The following is an 18127-nucleotide window of genomic DNA, read 5'->3' on the forward strand; positions in this document are numbered from 1 at the left end:
TTTGTCTATCAGCTCTATTGTTGATAGAAATTTTTATCTATCCTTTAACTAAATAAAATTAAGATAAACGCTTCTGTATCTCATGCTCAGCATTATGTCAAAGTCGGCATAGATACGCAATACATTGGCCTAACCCGTCTGTTCATTTTAAAATCCAGTTTATTCATTTGACATACATGTGAGGATTTATTTGCTATCAAGCTGCTCGATTTTACGCTGTATGCTATCGAGTTTCCTTTGATAACGACGCATCTTACGGAAACGATGCGCGGCTAGCACCCCATCGATACGGTAATTTATCAAGCGGCGACGCGGCGGAAAACCGCCCACTTGTGGCTCGCGGTAGCCGTGCAAATGGTTGTCGCGGCGGCGGCGAAGATAACCCATGACACTATCAGCAATCATAATAAATAACGCCAGCGTAATCATACCGTACATAAATAACGAGCCGCCTTCCTCAATGCTTTGGCTTAAAACCGTAATAGATAGCACAAACAATAGCATTGGCTCTATATAACTTAGCGCACCAAATAATGAGACGGGTAATTTACTACTCGCAATCATGGTCAAGGACATCGCAAGCGCACTAAACGCGCCAAGCAGCGGCAATAAATACCAAAACTTCATGTTTTGTGCCGCCACGCTAAAGCCGCCACTGCTGTATAGCATAATAAGTACCACCGGCGTCAGCAAGGTCAAATCTGACAACAAACCAGTAATCGGCGGTACGGCAAGCTTACGCCGCAGTAGATAATAGGGCGGATAACCCAAGCAGACAAACAAGGTAACCCAAGAGATGGTGCCATATTGCCAAATATCATGACCGATACCTAAAGCGGCCAACAGTGCCGCTAACCACTGTAGCGCGCTCATATGCTCATGGTAAAAAAAGCGCCCCAATATGATCATCACCAGCGGCAATAAAAAATAGCCCAAAGTGACGTCAAGACCAAAGCCATTGACCGGCGCCCACATAAATAGCCAAATTTGCCCACCCAAAATCGGCGTCGGCGAGATAAATATCAGCCATTCTTTTGGCGTTTTTAAGGTTTTTAAATAATCAAAGACATGTTGCCACTGCTTAGTAAAGCTGACCAATATAAGCAAACTCAACAGCATCATCAATATGCGCCATGATGCTACCTGCGTCCCTGACAATGGCAGCATAAATAACCCAAACAAAAACATCATCGAGAATAAAAAACTCGATGATATTGCGGCTAACGTTCCCTGAAAAGTTTGATTGGTCGTAAGCATAACAACGGCCTTAAAAAATAGCGCTTAATAGATATTATTTATCATAAGTGTATAGAAGCTAAGCATGCAAAGTTAGAGGTTAAAAAACACACTATAAGGATAAACAGCGCTCAGAAAAAAGCCTCCAACGATGAGGTCAGAGGCTTATTCTAGAGCAGTATGACTAACTAAACTAAAAAGCTAACAACTGATATGATTACTCGTCATCGTCGGTGTTTTCATTTGCGGTATCAGTCGACGTTTCGTCATCTAACGTATAGTCATTGGCAATATCGATAACATCATTGATATCGGTCGTCGCGCTGTTGCCAGTTTCGGTATCAATATCGATTTGTTCTTTACCCTCTACGCCAAAGGTACCATCTTCTTTCATCGCCTCGACCAACTCGTCGTCGCCCTCTTCGTTCTCAACGCGCGCCATGGCCACCAGTTTTTCATCTTTTGACAGACGAATCAAGGTAACGCCTTGGGTATTACGACCCGAGCTTGCCACTTGTTCTACCGGCGTACGAACCAGCGTGCCTTTATTAGAGATTAAGATAATATCGTCTTCAGGCTCAACCTTGGTCGCCCGAACCAAGGCGCCATTACGGGCGCTGGTTTTGATAGCAATGACACCGCCACCGCCGCGATTTTGCGTATTAAACTCTTCGACAAAGGTACGTTTACCAAAGCCGTTTTCACAAGCGATAAGGATTTCGCGCACATCATCTTCGATAACCACCAGCGATTTGATAAATTCATCGGCGGCCAGACGCATACCGCGCACACCTTTAGCAGTACGACCCATCACACGCGCATCGTTTTCATCAAAACGAATGGCTTTACCGCTCGAAGCAAATAGCATCACTTCTTGACTGCCATTGGTAATACGGGCGCTAACCAATTTATCATCATCTTCTAGGCCAACGGCAATCAAACCGTTCGAGCGAATATTGGCAAACTGCTCAAGCTCAACACGCTTAACCGTACCATTTGCCGTGGCAAAGAAGACAAAATGCCCGCTCACATCCGCGGTATTTTGCGGTATTGGCAATATCGTGGTGACCGTTTCATCAGCATTTAAACCAATCAAATTCACTAACGGACGACCACGCGAACCGCGGCTGGCAATCGGCACTTCAAAACCACGTAAGCTGAACACTCGGCCTGTGTCGGTGAAACACAATACCGTTGCGTGCGTTGAGGTCACGACCAAATGATCAATCACATCGTCTTCTTTCATCGCGGTTGCAGATTTGCCTTTGCCGCCACGTTTTTGCGCCACATAATCGTCAATTGGCTGCGTTTTTGCATAGCCCGTACGCGACACTGTCATCACAACGGTTTGCTCTGGGATCAGATCTTCACGGTTAAAGTCCATACGGGAATCAATGATATCGGTACGACGCTCATCACCGAAGTTTTCACGAATCTCAATCATCTCATCAGAGATAATGGTCATTAATTTATCAAAATCACCAAGAATTGACTCTAAATGAGCAATTTCACGTAATAAATCTTGGTATTCTTCGGTCAATTTGTCTTGTTCAAGACCCGTCAGGCGATGCAGCTGCATGTCTAAAATGGCATTGACCTGCTCAAGTGATAAGCGATAGCTTTCTTGATTGTCAATCAAACCAAACGGCGCTTTTGGGTCTTCGCCTTCGATGAAGTCTGGACGTACCGACTGGCTACCTGCCGCAGTTAGCATCGCAACGACGCTACCTGACCCCCATGTATTATTGAGTAAGTTTTCACGAGCAAGGCCGCGGTTTGCAGAGGCTTTAATCGTCGCAATAATCTCGTCAATATTGGCTAGGGCAACGGTTAAGCCTTCAAGCAAATGACCACGAACGCGGGCTTTATTAAGCTCAAAAATAGTACGACGCGTCACCACTTCTTGACGATGACGGACAAAGGCGGCGATTAACTGACGCAAAGTCAACAGCTTTGGCTGCCCGTTATCGAGGGCCACCATGTTGATGCTAAAGCTAGATTCGAGCGGCGTTTGCAAAAATAAGTTATTAACTATCACTTCTGCCGTTTCACCGCGGCGCAAATCAATGGCGATACGCATACCGTCTTTATCAGACTCGTCACGAATTTCAGTAATACCTTCGATTTTTTTGTCGCGTACCAGCTCAGCAATACGCTCAATCAATTTGGCTTTATTGGTTTGATAAGGTACTTCGGTAAAGACAATGCGCTCACGGTCACGGTTGACGCCCGTATCGCTCATTGGCTCAATGATATAGCGACCGCGTACATGCAAGCGGCCTTTACCCGTGCGATAAGCGTCTAAAATACCCGCTCGACCATAAATAACACCGCCAGTAGGAAAGTCAGGACCTGATATATGCGACATCAACTCTTCGGCAGATATTTGCGGGTTTTCGGCATACGCTAAACAGGCATTAATCACCTCTGTCAGGTTGTGCGGTGCCATATTGGTCGCCATACCAACCGCAATACCGGTTGCGCCATTGACCAATAAGTTTGGAATACGCGCTGGCAAGACGCTTGGCATACGCTCAGAGCCATCGTAGTTGTCTTCCCAGTCGACCGTATCTTTATCCAAATCCGCTAGCATTTGATGGGTCAGCTTGGTCATACGCACTTCGGTATAACGCATTGCCGCCGGTGGATCATCATCAATCGAGCCAAAGTTTCCTTGACCATCAACCATCGGATAACGCAAGCTAAAGTCCTGCGCCATACGTACAATTGCATCATAGACAGCAATATCACCATGCGGGTGATATTTACCGATGACATCACCGACCACACGTGCTGATTTCTTATAAGGTTTGTTATAATCATTGGACAACACATGCATCGCATACATCACACGGCGGTGCACTGGCTTAAACCCATCACGCACATCAGGCAGCGCGCGCGAGACGATCACGCTCATCGCATAATCCAGATAGGACTGCTTTAATTCATCCACGATGGCAATAGGACTGATCGAGTCGCTCATATACACTCCTTTATTCACATTTTTTTCTAGTATTTGGCTCGGTTAAAAACGCTGATAGTTGTACAAAAATAAAGGCGCTAAAAAGCGTCAATATCCATGATATACAGACTATAAAAAGCGTTATCAAACAGGCTAAATAATAGGAAAATGGCGATACGGTTTTTGTTAAAAATAACGTTTAATTAAAGAAGCTATTTTAACACATTTTTGTCTATTTAGGGGATTGTAGATGCTATTAAAATCAAGCAAAACAGCTGATTAGCGCTCGTTTTTATCTTTAGTGATAAGGATAAAAACGACTTTAATAATTGGGCATTGTCTTTGCTGTTTTTAAAGGCTATTTCATAAAAAAACTGCACCCAAAGGATACAGTTTTTCGCAAGTAAGGCTACAGCTATTAGGACATTTAATTACAAAGCAGTTTAAACAGGTTTGAACTCTTGATTAAAGAATTCACGCGTAGCCTCAGTACAGGCTGGACTGACCAAATCACCGTGATAGTTGGTATAGAATGCCAATAGCGCCGCGACGCCTCCGTTGGGATCTGCATCGTCTTTGACTTTTTTCACACTATTACTAAAGTTGGTTTGTACTTTTTTGACTACATCGTTGACTTTCCAAGGGTTCATTGATGCCTGTCCAATGATAGTCAATGTTTGATAATCTGGGCGATCTGCTTCATTATCTTTATCCACATCCAAAACCGTAATATTAACTTTCTTAGCAGGATTTTTAGCCACTTCGGTCTGTATGAGTTTTACCATCGAGCCGGTATTGGTATCGAAATAAACCGTTGGGTCTTGGTTGCCGCCGCAAATGAACGTTGGCATTGTAGGCACGTAACCACGTAAGTCATTATCCTTAAGCGCCTTACGAAGATTGTTCTCAGGGTTTGCCGCTGTCCGTCCGTCACCATTATCAGCCCATAGACCATCAGGATTTTTTTGCGTATCCGCCACATAAGCCGCTCGGAAATCCGTTTTAATCAGATAATCGGTATCATCGTAGCCACCCAAGATAGAAAACAACTTACCTGGTGATAGACCTGCCAGCCTTGGGTCGCTAGGATTCTTTTGGAATAAAGCATTGTTAGGCAACTTACCTGCTTTGACCAACTCGCCAAATGGGGTATTACTAGGCAGCTGCGCGTCGGCATATTTATCCAAGAATATATCTGATTTTTTGCTATAGATATTGCCGTATTTTGCCTGTAAACCGATACCTAGTAGCGGGGCAAAGCGCGATGCGCCAATATTGACATTACCTCTAAATATTTCATCACCAAAAGCCGCCAACGCATAAGGCCCTGATGACGGCGCAATAGCGGTTACGGGTTCATTTTTATCTTGTAAAGCGCGTGCGGTGGCCATAGTGACATAACCACCTTGCGAGTAACCGGCGATAAACAGCTTACCTGAGTCATCAATTTTGCTGTAATTGGCATCATTGGCGCGTTTTTTGCGTTCGATAATACTGCGCGCGCTGTCTAGGGCATCGACCATGTCGGTCGACTGCTGCTGGGCGACCAAATAAGGATGGTAATCAAGTTTTGATTCATCGTAGCCTGCATAGTTAGGTGCGACGACGATATAACCTTGGGCGGCAAAGTTTGCGGCGATTAAGTTTGCTTCTCCTACTGCTGGATTTTTAGCATTGCCGACTTGGGCAAAGTCATAGCCTTTATCCGTTGTCGTGCCATGCGCGTATAATAAGACAGGACGATCACCTTTACATTCGGCTGCGTCGCCAGTCGGTAGCATCAAAGCGGCTGTAGCATTGGTATCTTCATCGGCAGCGCCTTTGGTATCATAGCTGACTTTTTCTATGGTAACACCGCACTTAGCTACAGGCGTTGCTGTACTTCCCAGACCAAAACTACTATTGATATCGTTTGCTGTAAAGGTTTTTATAAATTTGGCGCTAACAGACGGCGCTGAAACGTAATGATCATTATCATCGTCATTACAACCAACAAGTAATAAGCTACTGGCAATCGCTAGCGATAATAGACCACGCGTCATGGCGGGTTTGTTTATAATAGAGGTATTGGGTAAGACCATGATTGCTATCCTTAGCAGTGATAATGCAAAAAATTGCCTAAAATCCTAGGCAGTGGATAAATGTAGTTTAATTAAAATAATTTAATAAAAATTATGGCGGCAACCCTACTATTTATACGCTAAAACCCTATTAAAATCCAATAAAAAAGTTATAAAAACCATTTCAAATACCTTAGATAAGATAGAGTCCGTAATGACACAAAAAGAGAGCCAAGCAAGCAGTTCATCCATTAAGCAAGCAACTAACGAGGCAAGCAAACAAGCCATCACAGCGCCCATTGCACAATCTGATACGCGCACAGACCGCAGCTTTGACGCGATTGCCGACCACTTTGAAAAAAAGGTTTATGGCGGCTTAAAGGGCGACATTCGGCTGGCAGTATTACGCCGTGATATTTTTGACTATACTAAGAAGTTAAGCAAAACGCTTGGGCGACCGTTACGTATTCTAGATGTCGGCGCAGGACTGGCGCAAATTGCGATTGAGCTTGCGGCTCAGGGACATGCGTTGGTTATCAATGATATTTCAGCCAATATGCTGGAGAAAGCACAAGCAAACGCTGAAAGCGTCGAAAAGGATTTAGATATTAGGTGGTATATTTGTCCATATCAAGCGCTTGAAGAAAAGCTCGCGAGTAACACAGAAAAGTTTGATTTGATTATGTGTCATGCGCTGCTTGAATGGTTGGCAGAACCTGCCGCGGTGATGAATTTTTTTGATAGGCACTTGAGCGCAAATGGCGCGCTATCGCTGTGCTTTTATAATCCAGCAAGTTTTGATTATCGCAATCTTATTATGGGTAATTTCAACTTATTAGATAACAGCGAGTATAAAGCAGACAATGAAAAAAGTCTCACGCCCAATCATCCGGTTGCTAAAGAAGAGGTTGAATCGTGGCTAAGGGCGCATGAGTATCAAACCATACTTGCCAGTGGCTTGCGGGTATTTCATGATTATGCGCCGCTTAAACGTGGCGGTCATAATGACCCTGATGCGGTAATACGTATGGAGCTGCGCTACTCGCAACTCGAGCCGTATAAATGGCTTGGGCGCTATTTGCATATATTGGCAACGCGTCACGCTTAACGTCTTCGTTAAACTTAAAAAGTATTGCCAAGCTTAAAACTGCTAATTATCTGATTTCTTCCACGCGCTCGGATCTATCGTACTCTGACCAAGTGGTAGCATTGATGTCTTTTTCATCAAACACCACCACATGCTCTAAGATAGGCAAGATACCAATTTGCGAGCCAATCTCATGGTTATGATGACTGGCAACGAGGGACAATACGGTTTGACCGTCAGCAAGCTGTAAGCGATATAGATAGTTTGCGCCGCGAAAGACGCGTCCGACGACTAAAGCCGTCTGCGTACTTTCATCGTCATGAACGATATCATCAGGCCGTACCAAGACCTTAATCGGTGTGCCATTGGGATAATCATATTCACAATATTGCGGCTGTCCCGACTCATCATAGACTTCCATACGGCGATAGATGTCACCTAATGCTGTCTCGACATGACCTTCTTTGATGATGCCATCGATCATCGCGCCTTCACCGACAAACTCAGCGACAAACGGACTGATTGGCTCATGATACAACTCGCTGGGCGTCGCCCACTGCACCAGCTTGCCTTTATGCATCACCCCTACTTTATCAGCCAAAGCAAATGCTTCGTTTTGGTCATGAGTGACTAATATTGCGGTGGTATTGGTGCGTTTTAAGATATCACGAACGCTCATTGCCAATGATTCACGCAGTACGACGTCCAAGTTAGAAAATGGCTCATCGAGCAGCAAGAGTTTAGGCTTTGGTGCCAATGCACGTGCTAATGCCACTCGCTGCTGCTGGCCGCCCGATAGCTCACTAGGACGTTTATCGGCATGTTCCGTCAATTCGACAAGTTCTAGCATTTCTTTAATACGCGCTTTTTTATCGGCCGCCGACCATTTATTAAGACCAAAAGCGATGTTTTTTGCCACGCTTAAGTGTCCAAATAACGCATAATCTTGAAAGACCATGCCCATACCGCGCTTGGCTGGCGCGACCGCAAATTTGGTGCGCGCTGTCTGCTCGGTCAGACGCTGATTGCTTAAGCAAATTTTACCGCCACGACTCTGCTCCAACCCAGCAATCGCCCTTAACGCCGTGGTTTTACCGCAGCCGCTATAACCCAAAAAACAGCCTATTTCACCTTGCTTTAAATCTAACGATAAGCCATTCACGATAATCGTATCGTCATAGCCAACGATTAAGTCCTGCACGCTAAAGTAAGCGTCATCAGCACCGGTGTTGTTAGTCGATGCTTTAATAGCTTGGTTATCTTGCGATTGGCTCTGTTCTGCCGTTTCTTGATTTGAGACAGACTGATTTATAACGCTTTGATTTAAAGTGCTTTGGTTTAAAGTGCTTTGGTTTAAAGTACTTTGTTTTGATATGCCTTGTTTTAATATATTTTGTTTTGCTGTATTTTTAGGCAAGCCTTTATCCGCTTGCAGCTTTGCTACTTGAGCTTTGGTTAATAACGTTGTCGGTGGTTTTTTCACATGCTCCGGTCTTGGCTTGCCGCCCACCTTGACGGATTTAGACGCTGCTGGATTGGTTGAATCGTTCATCAAGTCAGTATACATAGACGGTACCAGTAAGCTGTTAGTGAATAAAACCTTTTATTGACACGGTTTTTAATATGGCTTTTTTAATATGATTCTTTTTCAAAGAGACTGTTTAACTAGGGCTTTTTGATTAAGGCTTTTTGATTAAGGCTTTTTGATTAAGGCTTTTTGATTATAGCGCTTGGATTATGGTTATTTAACGATAAATGCGCTTAACTCTGTTTATCACTTTGACGCAGCAATATCCAAACAGGAATAAGACCAACCAGTACAATCAAAAAACTTGGCAAGGCGGCGCGCCCCCACATGCCTTCACTGGTCATCTCAAATACCCTTACTGCCAGCGTATCCCAGCCTTGTCGCCGCGTCATCAAGGTAATCGGCATCTCTTTCATCACTTCGACAAAACCCATTAATAATCCAGTTAATACCCCAGGGCTAAGTACGGGTAGCATCACTTGCCGCCAACGCTGATACGGGCTATCACTGAGTAATTTAGCTGCCGCTTCTTGATTGACAGTCAAGCGCTGTAACTGACGGTCGACCGGCTGAAAGCTCACCGTCATAAAACGTGTCGATAAGGCCAGCAGCATCACAATCACACTACCGGATAAAAACTGTGCTGAAGTAATACCAAAAGCAATGAGCTGATTATCAAGCCACGCTATCGGAATAAATATCCCAACCGCCAATACCGTACCTGGCACCACATAGCCCAAATTGGCTAAGGTAGTCATGAGTTTGGTCGATTTATCCGGATATTGACGCTTGACCCACGCAATAATAATTGCCAAAAATGCGATAAATATGGTGGTCATACTGGCAATCATAAGGCTATTGGTGACAAAATCAATATAACGCGCATCAAAGTCTTGCTGAAAATTTAAAGCGGTCCAATAAAGCAGCTGCAAAAATGGAATCAAAAACGCTATCAAAAACACCAGTATACAAAGTAGCGCCATGCCCCACTGCGCAGGTTTACTGGCTTCAAAGCGCTGACTACTACCCTGCGACACCGTATTACCGCGCTTGGCCTGCCAATATTGCTCAAACAAGACGACGATAAAAACCACGCCGATTAATAACGCGGCCAACTGCGCGGCAGTGGTTAGACTAAAAAATCCAAACCATGCTTTATAAATCGCCGTGGTAAAAGTATCGACATTAAAGACCGATACTGCGCCAAAATCTGCTAGCGTTTCCATGCTAGCAAGCAGCAAACCACCAATAACCCAAGGCAGCGCCTGTGGTAATGCCAGCCGAAAAAATACCTTACTGCGACTTAAGCCAAGCATCTGCCCCGCTTCAATCGCGCGCCTGCCTTGCGATAAAAACGCTTGGCGTGCCAGCAAATAGACATAAGGATAAAATGCCAACGACAAGACTAAACCTGCGCCCCAAACATTACGTACCGAGGGAATAGCGGTGGTAAAACCAAACTCCCTTAGAGCCGTTTGCAGCGGTCCACTAAAGTCAACGATACCGACAGTGACAAATGCTAAAACATAAGCGGGCATCGCTAATGGTAGCATCAGCGCCCAGGCAAAAAACCGCTGTCCCGGGAAGCGGTACATACTGGTCACCCACGCAAGTGCCGTTCCGATAACGCCAGAAATCAGTGTCACCATCAGCAATAAAATGACGGTGTTTTTTAACACTTGCGGCAACACATATTGACGCATGTGCGTCCAAATATCAGCGACCGGCTGCGTCCATGATAATAGTACGATTAAAATCGGTACGAGCATAAACAACGAAATCAGTCCTAAGACTGATTTCGAGATAATACGTTTGCGGACGACATGGTCTTGACTGATAGACGAGCTATTATTGTCATTATTAGCTTCATTGACAGTATTGTCTTGTTTAGCAGACGCTTCTGGCGTTGTTATCATAAGTTGTTACCGTGTCATACGCATAATGACGCGATTAGATGCTAGATGAATAAACATCTAATCGCTAAAAACCAACCGCTCAGCGACTTGTAGCTTGTTATTTATAACCCGCTTTATCCATTATTTGAATGGCTTGGGTTTGTAGCTCACCAAACTTCTGCACGCTGATACTATCTTGTTTAAACGGACCCCAAGATCTGAGTAGCTCTGACTCATCGATACCTACTTTTACAGGATACTCTTTATCAGAACTGGCATAAAGACCTTGCGCCTCATCAGAAGATAACCACTCCATCAATTTAAGCGCACCATCTGGATTGTCTGAGTTAGCGATAACCCCAGCGCCAGAGATGTTGACATGAGTACCAGTCGTGCCTTGGTTCGCCCAAAATATTTTTACAGGGAAATTTGGTTTTTCATCAAGCAGGCGACCATAGTAGTAACTATTGGCAATACCCACTTCACACTGACCAGCGGCAATCGCCTCTAACATGCTGGTATCATCACTAAAGACGTCTGTTGCTAAGTTAGCTACCCAACCACGAATAATTTCTTCTGTTTTTTCTTCGCCCAGATTTTCCATCATGCTTGCAACCAATGATTGGTTATAAACAGCTTTTGATGAACGCAGACAAAGTTTGCCTTTCCATTTTGGATCGGCCAAATCTGCATAAGTAGATAGCTGAGCTGCATCAACTTTGCTTGGATCATAAAAAATTGTACGCGCGCGCAAAGACAGACCTGTCCACTGACCTTTTGGATCACGGTATTTAGCAGGAACATTGGTTTCTAAGATAGTAGAAGACACAGGTTGCAATAAGCCCTGCTCCGCTGCTTGCCATAAGTTACCCGCGTCAACGGTTAATAACATATCCGCAGGCGTGTTTTTACCTTCCGCTTGCAAACGCGCCATCAATGGACCAGTTTTATCGGTGACCAGCTCAATTTTAACACCTGTTTTTTCGGTATATTTATCCAATAACGGTTTAATCAACTGCTCATTACGTGATGAGTAAATCGTAACCGTTTGCCCACCAGCGGCCGTTGCGTCATCATTTTTCGCCACTTCTTGCTCAGCGCCAGATTGTTCAGCAGTGGTTGTAGTGTCAGCATCCACGTTTTCTTCTGGCGTCGATGAGTTACTACAGCCCGCAATACCTAACATCATGCCAAATACAGCAATGGGTAAAGTAAGCTTACTAGAAGATAGATTTGCACTGATAGCAGTTAATGACATGGCATTCCCCATAATGGTGCTACGGATAAGTGAGATAAGGCGACATTAAAATTATTAATAAATAATTGAATAGCGGGATAACGGGATTAATAAGACCTCAATGTCTAAGACACATTATACTAATAGAAATGAGATTAATTATCAATACATTTATCTAGCCCTGCTGTGCCGATAAACTGGTCTAATTTTTAACAAGATATCAATGATTTATGTATTTGCCTGAGCTTAATCCTGACCTTCTAGTAACCACTGCCCTAAAATGACATTGACTGCGGCTTCGGTACGTAAGATGCGTGGCCCGATATTAACTGGCGTACATCCTTGCTCAGCAAGCAACTCAATCTCATAATCAATCCAGCCACCTTCAGCACCGATAAAGACCATACTTGGCAACAATGAATTAACTGACCTATGAGCTGGTTCAGTATTTTCTAGGTTTTGCCTATATTGCGCAAAAGACAGCGCACTATAAGGATGAGCAACGATAGCACGATTGGTCATTAAGTTTGCAAGCTTATCTTCGACAAAGGGTTTAAAGCGTTTTTGCAGGCTAATGCGCGGCGCAATTGTGTCCACGCCTTGTTGCAGACCTTCTAACACAAACTCGTCAAGGCGAGCTAGCATTGGACTTTGCCAATAGCTTTTTTGCGTACGGTAGCTGTTGATAAGAATGATATCGTTAACGCCAAGCGCTGTCATATCCATGATTAAACGCCGCAATACCTTTGGCCTTGGCAATGCCAACACTACTGTAAGATTAAGCTTTGCTGGCGGATTGTTATTCAGCTGTATATCGCTTAGTTGAATACTATCGGAGGTAATGGTTTTAATGATAGCGCTACCAAGCTGACCGCCAAGCTGACCAATTTTTAACCTATCGCCTACTTGGGCATTTAGCACTTTATTCACATGAGCAATTTGCGCTAAATCATTGATATACGCAGACACGTTATCATGTTGAAAGTTGGTCGCTGGCAATAATATACAGTTCATAGCGTCACTTATATCCGCTGTTAATTCACGTCTTGGCTCAGGTCTTGCTCAAAAGATGGTTTAGCGTATTGTTCAATAACACCTTCAATCATCGATAGCTGACGATGTAAGACTGCTTGCTGTTGCTCAGTCATTGCTGCACCTGCTTGCCCTGCCTGTTTTGCTAAGGATAGATGACTGAGCCAATACTTTAGCTGCTGATAAAGAATATTGTCACCATTATCTGAAGAAGATTGTTTACCATCAGAGTGATGCGGCTGAGAGACTTGGCCATTCGCATTAATTGCGCTATAAAACGCATTGTTTGGCTGATATAACGCCCCGACGCTAGCAAGCTTATCAACCACGCTTTGGCAAGACTGGGTATAAGCACCCATCAATACTGGCGTTGCTACGCTTGCCGGCTCAACGGGGTTGTGCCCGCCAATATCGACCAATGAGCCGCCTACCAATGCCACATCGGCAAGCGCATACCAGCGCATCAACTCACCCATACTATCAGCGAGATAGACTTGAGTATTTGCGCTAATGGCATCTTCAGCACTACGCCGCGCCATGCCCAAGCCAGATTTTTCAATCAGCTCTGCTACCTCATCAAAACGCTCTGGATGTCTTGGCACGATAATCAGTAAGGTATTGGCTAACAAAGGGTTAGATAGGATTTGCTGCTGCCATGATAATACGATCTCTTCCTCACCGCTATGCGTGCTTGCTGCCACCCAAATCGGACGATCTGCTATGTCTAAATCTAAGTCCAAGTCTGCGCCATCGTTTACTATTTCAGCTTTTTTGGCACCATTATCATCATTCAGCTTCGGGGTATTAATGACCCATTTTAGCGAGCCTGCCACGCGGATTTGCGCGCTATGAGCGCCCAATTGCCGAAAGCGTTTTGCCGATTCATTATCTTGCGCAATAATCAAACTCAAATTCTTCATCATACTGGCACTGACGGCGCCAATTTTTTGATAGCTTTTAAAAGAAGACGCCGACAGCCGTCCATTGACCAAAACACTTGGGATATGATGCTCGGACAGTTTGGTTAAGATATTGGCCCAAAGCTCGGTTTCTACAAACAGGGCAGCGACGGGTTGTACATGTGCCAAAAATGTCTCAATCACCGCAGGACTGTCGACTGGAACGTAACTATGGCTTAAGCGACCTTGAGCAATATCATCGGCAAAGCGGCTGGCACCGCGCGCATATCCAGTCTGCGTGGTATTGGTCAACCATATCTGATAGCCTTTTGCCAATAGCGCATCCAGCAAAGGCGCGACAGTATTGGTCTCGCCTAAAGAGACCGCATGGCACCAGATGACCTTTTTGCTATTGCACTCTCTATGATTGCCATTTTCGATGGCAGTCGTATTAGATTTAATATTTGCATCAGGTACGGGCGGTGCAGGATAGCGCTTACCAAAACGCTGCTGCACTTCTTGCTGATAATTATCACGCTTATGCGAGCGGCGCCATACTTGCAGACGATAGAGCGGTTTTAGCAAACCAATCGTCACCTGATAATAAATAGGTGGTTTATAAACGGCTCGGCTTTGTATCGGCTGAGTCGACTTATCAAAAGAAGGTAAGGAATTATCAGAAGATGGCATGAAGAAGCCCAGATTAGTAATGGATCGGACGATAAGAAGTGACGTTATAAAATGACAATAAGAGATGCCAATAAAAAACGCGCCAATTCTACCTGAATTTAACGCTAAACAATAGTTTTAAAGCACTCGCTATCAGAAACAAAGATTTAAAAACGAGGATTTAAAACTAGAGTTTGACATAAACAGCTAGACAATAATGAAAATTAATATAGCGACGACAACAATTACCGCAAACAATAACTGATAACGTTTAAGGCTATGCTGCTCTTGCTTTTGTGTGCTAATCAACGCCTGCGCTTGCTGCCATTGACTGACCAAACTCGCCGCTTCTGCATGACCGTTTTCGGACGCTTGCTCAAGCCAATATTTGCCATTGGTCATATCTTGCGGTACGCCAAAGCCTTGATAGTAGAGCTTACTTAATAAACGCTGGGCACGGCTGTCGTTTTTGCTCGCTGCTTGCTTCACCCATTCAACGCCTGCTTCCATGCCAGCTACTTTATCTGTATTTATTCCTTCACCAAGCAGCTCATACATTGCCAAACGTAGCATCGCCGCGCTATTACCTGCATGGGCAGCGTCTTGCAATCTTGCTAGAGCTTGCTGCTTTGCTGCCAAATGCTGCTGTGAAAAGGCAACTTGCGCGCGCGGTTTCTCTTGCTTAGCAATATACTGCTCAAATTGATCCAAGACTTTACGGGCTTGCTCGTATTCTGTTTTGCCAGCGCTTTGGGCGACGTCTATTTCATCAAGCTCTATCAGCAATTGAGTAAAAAGTTCTGGAGTTGGTGCTGGCTTTGTTGTTGGTTTTACTGCAACTTCTTTTAACGCTGCTTGTGAAGATAATACTGACGCAGTTTCTGCCGTTATAGTTTGTGCAGTAGAGCTTTCTAATGAAGCCGTCGATAAATTAGCTTTTGCTAATACAGTATCTGCTTTAACAGGTTCAGGTGTTGATTGCAGCTCATGATGAGAATAACTATTATCCATAGTATCTGTCTGAATATCTTGTCTGCTATGCTGCGTCACACCTACTTCAGTCAATTTTTTATCGAAAGATTGCGCGTCATCTAAGGGTAATGTATAACTATTATTAATGGCGTTTGGCACTCTTGCAGTTACTGCTTGGTATAGTCCACTTGCCACCTGACCGCCTTGCACTGCTTGAAACGGTCTATCAATATGACCAAACAGCCGCATTCCTATCGGCTCTAAAGCAAAAAATAGCGAGTCAGTCGTATTAAACTGATTATTAACCTCACTATCATCGCGATAAACCACGGCCATATGCTGATAAAAGTCATCGGTCAGTAGCGGCAAGGTAGGATAGCGCTTACGTAGCTCAAACTCTCCGAACCAATGCGGCGTATACTGCCATTGCTGTGCCAATACGCGCCCAGCATAAAATGCCAAAAATACCATAAAATTACGATAGCGCTCATCTATTAATAACGCCGCTTCATCCCAGCTGCCCGACTTAACCATGTCACGGCGTATCTGCGACAGCAAAGTATCTACGCGCTGTAAACTTGCCAGCGATTCATCGAGTGTGCATCGATGCAATTCCGCTTCATAAGCCATGCCGCCGGCAACAAAACGGCCGGCTAAAAAATCTTGCCAATAGCCTGCTGCGATATAATCAAGCGGTGTTAAGGGCGATGCAGACATAAGGCGAGCCTATCCTTTAAAAATTGAGCGTTTTGAAAACCAACATTTCAAATAATAATAACAATAAGATGGTAATAAAAATAAGTAGTTTACCTTAACCTAAAATCAAAAGCGCTACAATAAAGGACTAAATAAGCGCACCACATTATCAAATAAGCGCTCTGCCCCGTGGCGCTCTTGCCATTCTTCTAAACGTAAAAACCGGCAGCTTTGCAAGTAAACCTCTTGGCAATCCGCAACCTGCGCGACCATTTCTGGCGTATAAATCGCTAAGCTGACCTCCATATTTAAATAAAAACTGCGCATATCAATATTTACCGTACCAAACAGACAATAATCATCGTCAATAACCACGGTTTTAGCATGCAGCAGTCCACCTTTGAATAAAGCAATGGTTACCCCGGCTTCAAGTAGCTCTTGATAGTACGCTTGTGAGGCATGCTGCACCAAAAATGAATCTACCTTTTCGGGCACAATAACCGTCACCTCGACCCCTCGTTTGGCCGCGGTGGTCAGCGCGCCCGATAACGCTTCATCGGGGACAAAATACGGCGTGGTAATACGAATACGTTTATTGGCGCGATGAATCACCGTCACCAAGGTATTATAAATCACGTGCGCCGTCACTTGCGGCGCCGAAGGTATCAGCTGCGCTAGCACATCCTCAACGACTGGCATACGCGGTATCACAATCGATGTCGAGCCAATCTCTGGCGGCTCATCAGAATCAATAAGCTCGTCTAACACTTTAACGCGACTATTGATATCATTAATAGTCGGATTCATGACATAAAGCTTACGCGTATAGTTATTTACGCGGTGATTGAGCGCATCGAGATTGTCTTTATTTTCAGCGCCAATATCGGTGACCACCACTTTTGCCATCGCCGTGGCAATATTTATCGGTTGTTGGCTGACGCTACGTATCGCCACATCAATCCATTGACCGACATTTTTGTTTTGTTTAAAAAACTTCGGGTCAACCAAGTTAAAGCTACCGATATAGCCTATATGTTCGTCAATGACGATAATCTTGCGATGATTACGTAAATCTGAGCGTTTAAATAGCGTCTTAAACAAACCAACCGGCAGCGACTGGTGTACAAAAACCCCAGCCTCTTCTAACATGCGATGCTGTTTGCTATTAAAAAAGCTAAAACTGCCCACACTATCCGCCAAAATATGACACTCGACACCGCGCTGTACCGCTGCCATCAACGCGTCCATGACGTCGAGTATCTGACCTTTTGGATAAATGATATAGAACTCCATCAGAATAATGCGCTGAGCGGCATTAATGTCTTCAATCAAGCGCCCAAAGATAGCACTCGGCGTGGTCAATAATTGCATTTGATGATCAGGAAACACTCCAAACCCTGTCCAGCGTGTGCCTATTTTACTGACACCGCGATAATTATCGGGTAGCAGCTCTTGTCCTTCATCAAACACCATTTGCTCACGCTTGGCCATATCATTCATCAGTAGCCGCGCCTGATTCATACGCGCACGATAACGCCGCCCAATCATTGGCTCACCTAGGAGTATATAAGCGATGAAGCCAACCAAAGGCAAAGTATAAAGCACAGCAACCCAAGCAATCGATACCCCAATATTGCGCTGCACCGAGACGATACGCAGGGTCATGACGATCATCAAAATCACGTGCAATATCAGACCCAATCCAGCAAAGTCTCCTACCGACCAGGTAGTAAAGTAGTCTTCAATAGACAGAGCTTCTATATTAAAATTATCTATGCTCACCTCCATGACCCTATATCACTCAAATCATTCATCTATTTATTAGTTATTGGTTATTAATTATTAGCCCGCTGT

General features: G+C 44.4%; 11 protein-coding genes. 1 reads left to right on the forward strand and 10 read right to left on the reverse strand.

The genetic code is table 11. The features are described 5' to 3' along the window. Nucleotides 1-186: 186 nt before the first annotated feature. The 3 genes from rarD to FOR85_RS02445 all read right to left on the reverse strand — a co-directional run bounded on the left by rarD (nucleotide 187) and on the right by FOR85_RS02445 (nucleotide 6279). Entirely contained in the window at nucleotides 187-1257 is a 1071-nt protein-coding gene (gene rarD / locus FOR85_RS02435) for an EamA family transporter RarD (protein ID WP_144296553.1), read from the reverse strand. A 196-nt stretch (nucleotides 1258-1453) separates the two neighbouring features. Continuing rightward, entirely contained in the window at nucleotides 1454-4219 is a 2766-nt protein-coding gene (gyrA, locus tag FOR85_RS02440) for a DNA gyrase subunit A (protein WP_144296554.1), read from the reverse strand. Between the two features lie 422 nt (nucleotides 4220-4641). Further along, the gene (locus FOR85_RS02445; RefSeq protein WP_144296555.1) at nucleotides 4642-6279 is read right to left on the reverse strand and encodes a S9 family peptidase; all 1638 of its coding nucleotides are present in this window, start codon (nucleotides 6277-6279) and stop codon (nucleotides 4642-4644) included. A gap of 193 nt (nucleotides 6280-6472) precedes the next feature. Here FOR85_RS02445 and FOR85_RS02450 point away from each other — a divergent pair, with 193 nt between their 5' ends. Beyond that, nucleotides 6473-7366 (forward strand): methyltransferase domain-containing protein, encoded by an 894-nt coding sequence (locus FOR85_RS02450; protein ID WP_144296556.1) that lies wholly within the window; start codon nucleotides 6473-6475, stop codon nucleotides 7364-7366. Nucleotides 7367-7412: 46 nt separating this feature from the next. Here FOR85_RS02450 and FOR85_RS02455 read toward each other — a convergent pair whose 3' ends face one another. From FOR85_RS02455 to FOR85_RS02485, 7 genes are all read right to left on the reverse strand, one after another. Continuing rightward, the gene (locus FOR85_RS02455; RefSeq protein WP_223808470.1) at nucleotides 7413-8912 is read right to left on the reverse strand and encodes an ABC transporter ATP-binding protein; all 1500 of its coding nucleotides are present in this window, start codon (nucleotides 8910-8912) and stop codon (nucleotides 7413-7415) included. 194 nt (nucleotides 8913-9106) lie between these two features. Continuing rightward, nucleotides 9107-10789 carry an iron ABC transporter permease gene (locus FOR85_RS02460; protein WP_144296557.1) on the reverse strand — a complete coding sequence of 561 codons (1683 nt, stop codon included), beginning with the start codon at nucleotides 10787-10789 and terminating at the stop codon, nucleotides 9107-9109. A 97-nt stretch (nucleotides 10790-10886) separates the two neighbouring features. Beyond that, entirely contained in the window at nucleotides 10887-12026 is a 1140-nt protein-coding gene (locus FOR85_RS02465; protein WP_144296558.1) for a Fe(3+) ABC transporter substrate-binding protein, read from the reverse strand. A 225-nt stretch (nucleotides 12027-12251) separates the two neighbouring features. Beyond that, the gene (locus FOR85_RS02470; RefSeq protein ID WP_144296559.1) at nucleotides 12252-13019 is read right to left on the reverse strand and encodes a 16S rRNA (uracil(1498)-N(3))-methyltransferase; all 768 of its coding nucleotides are present in this window, start codon (nucleotides 13017-13019) and stop codon (nucleotides 12252-12254) included. Nucleotides 13020-13039: 20 nt separating this feature from the next. After that, nucleotides 13040-14626, reverse strand: a complete 1587-nt coding sequence (locus FOR85_RS02475; RefSeq protein WP_144296560.1) for a 3-deoxy-D-manno-octulosonic acid transferase — start codon at nucleotides 14624-14626, stop codon at nucleotides 13040-13042. Between the two features lie 186 nt (nucleotides 14627-14812). Next, a complete protein-coding gene (locus FOR85_RS02480; RefSeq protein ID WP_144296561.1) occupies nucleotides 14813-16294 on the reverse strand; it encodes a tetratricopeptide repeat protein in 1482 nt (493 codons plus the stop codon). A gap of 114 nt (nucleotides 16295-16408) precedes the next feature. After that, on the reverse strand, nucleotides 16409-18061 hold the full coding sequence (locus FOR85_RS02485; RefSeq protein WP_144296562.1) for a cardiolipin synthase: 1653 nt from the start codon (nucleotides 18059-18061) through the stop codon (nucleotides 16409-16411). Nucleotides 18062-18127: the final 66 nt, after the last annotated feature.

The sequence above is a fragment of the Psychrobacter sp. YGAH215 genome (assembly GCF_007280595.1).
Classification (GTDB): Bacteria; Pseudomonadota; Gammaproteobacteria; order Pseudomonadales; family Moraxellaceae; genus Psychrobacter; species Psychrobacter faecalis.

Excerpts from the sequence above, each read along its gene's own strand:
- rarD (WP_144296553.1), bottom strand. The coding sequence starts at position 1,257 with ATGCTTACGACCAATCAAACTTTTCAGGGAACGTTAGCCGCAATATCA.
- gyrA (WP_144296554.1), bottom strand. The coding sequence starts at position 4,219 with ATGAGCGACTCGATCAGTCCTATTGCCATCGTGGATGAATTAAAGCAG.
- FOR85_RS02445 (WP_144296555.1), bottom strand. The coding sequence starts at position 6,279 with ATGGTCTTACCCAATACCTCTATTATAAACAAACCCGCCATGACGCGT.
- FOR85_RS02450 (WP_144296556.1), top strand. The coding sequence starts at position 6,473 with ATGACACAAAAAGAGAGCCAAGCAAGCAGTTCATCCATTAAGCAAGCA.
- FOR85_RS02455 (WP_223808470.1), bottom strand. The coding sequence starts at position 8,912 with ATGTATACTGACTTGATGAACGATTCAACCAATCCAGCAGCGTCTAAA.
- FOR85_RS02460 (WP_144296557.1), bottom strand. The coding sequence starts at position 10,789 with ATGATAACAACGCCAGAAGCGTCTGCTAAACAAGACAATACTGTCAAT.
- FOR85_RS02465 (WP_144296558.1), bottom strand. The coding sequence starts at position 12,026 with ATGTCATTAACTGCTATCAGTGCAAATCTATCTTCTAGTAAGCTTACT.
- FOR85_RS02470 (WP_144296559.1), bottom strand. The coding sequence starts at position 13,019 with ATGAACTGTATATTATTGCCAGCGACCAACTTTCAACATGATAACGTG.
- FOR85_RS02475 (WP_144296560.1), bottom strand. The coding sequence starts at position 14,626 with ATGCCATCTTCTGATAATTCCTTACCTTCTTTTGATAAGTCGACTCAG.
- FOR85_RS02480 (WP_144296561.1), bottom strand. The coding sequence starts at position 16,294 with ATGTCTGCATCGCCCTTAACACCGCTTGATTATATCGCAGCAGGCTAT.
- FOR85_RS02485 (WP_144296562.1), bottom strand. The coding sequence starts at position 18,061 with ATGGAGGTGAGCATAGATAATTTTAATATAGAAGCTCTGTCTATTGAA.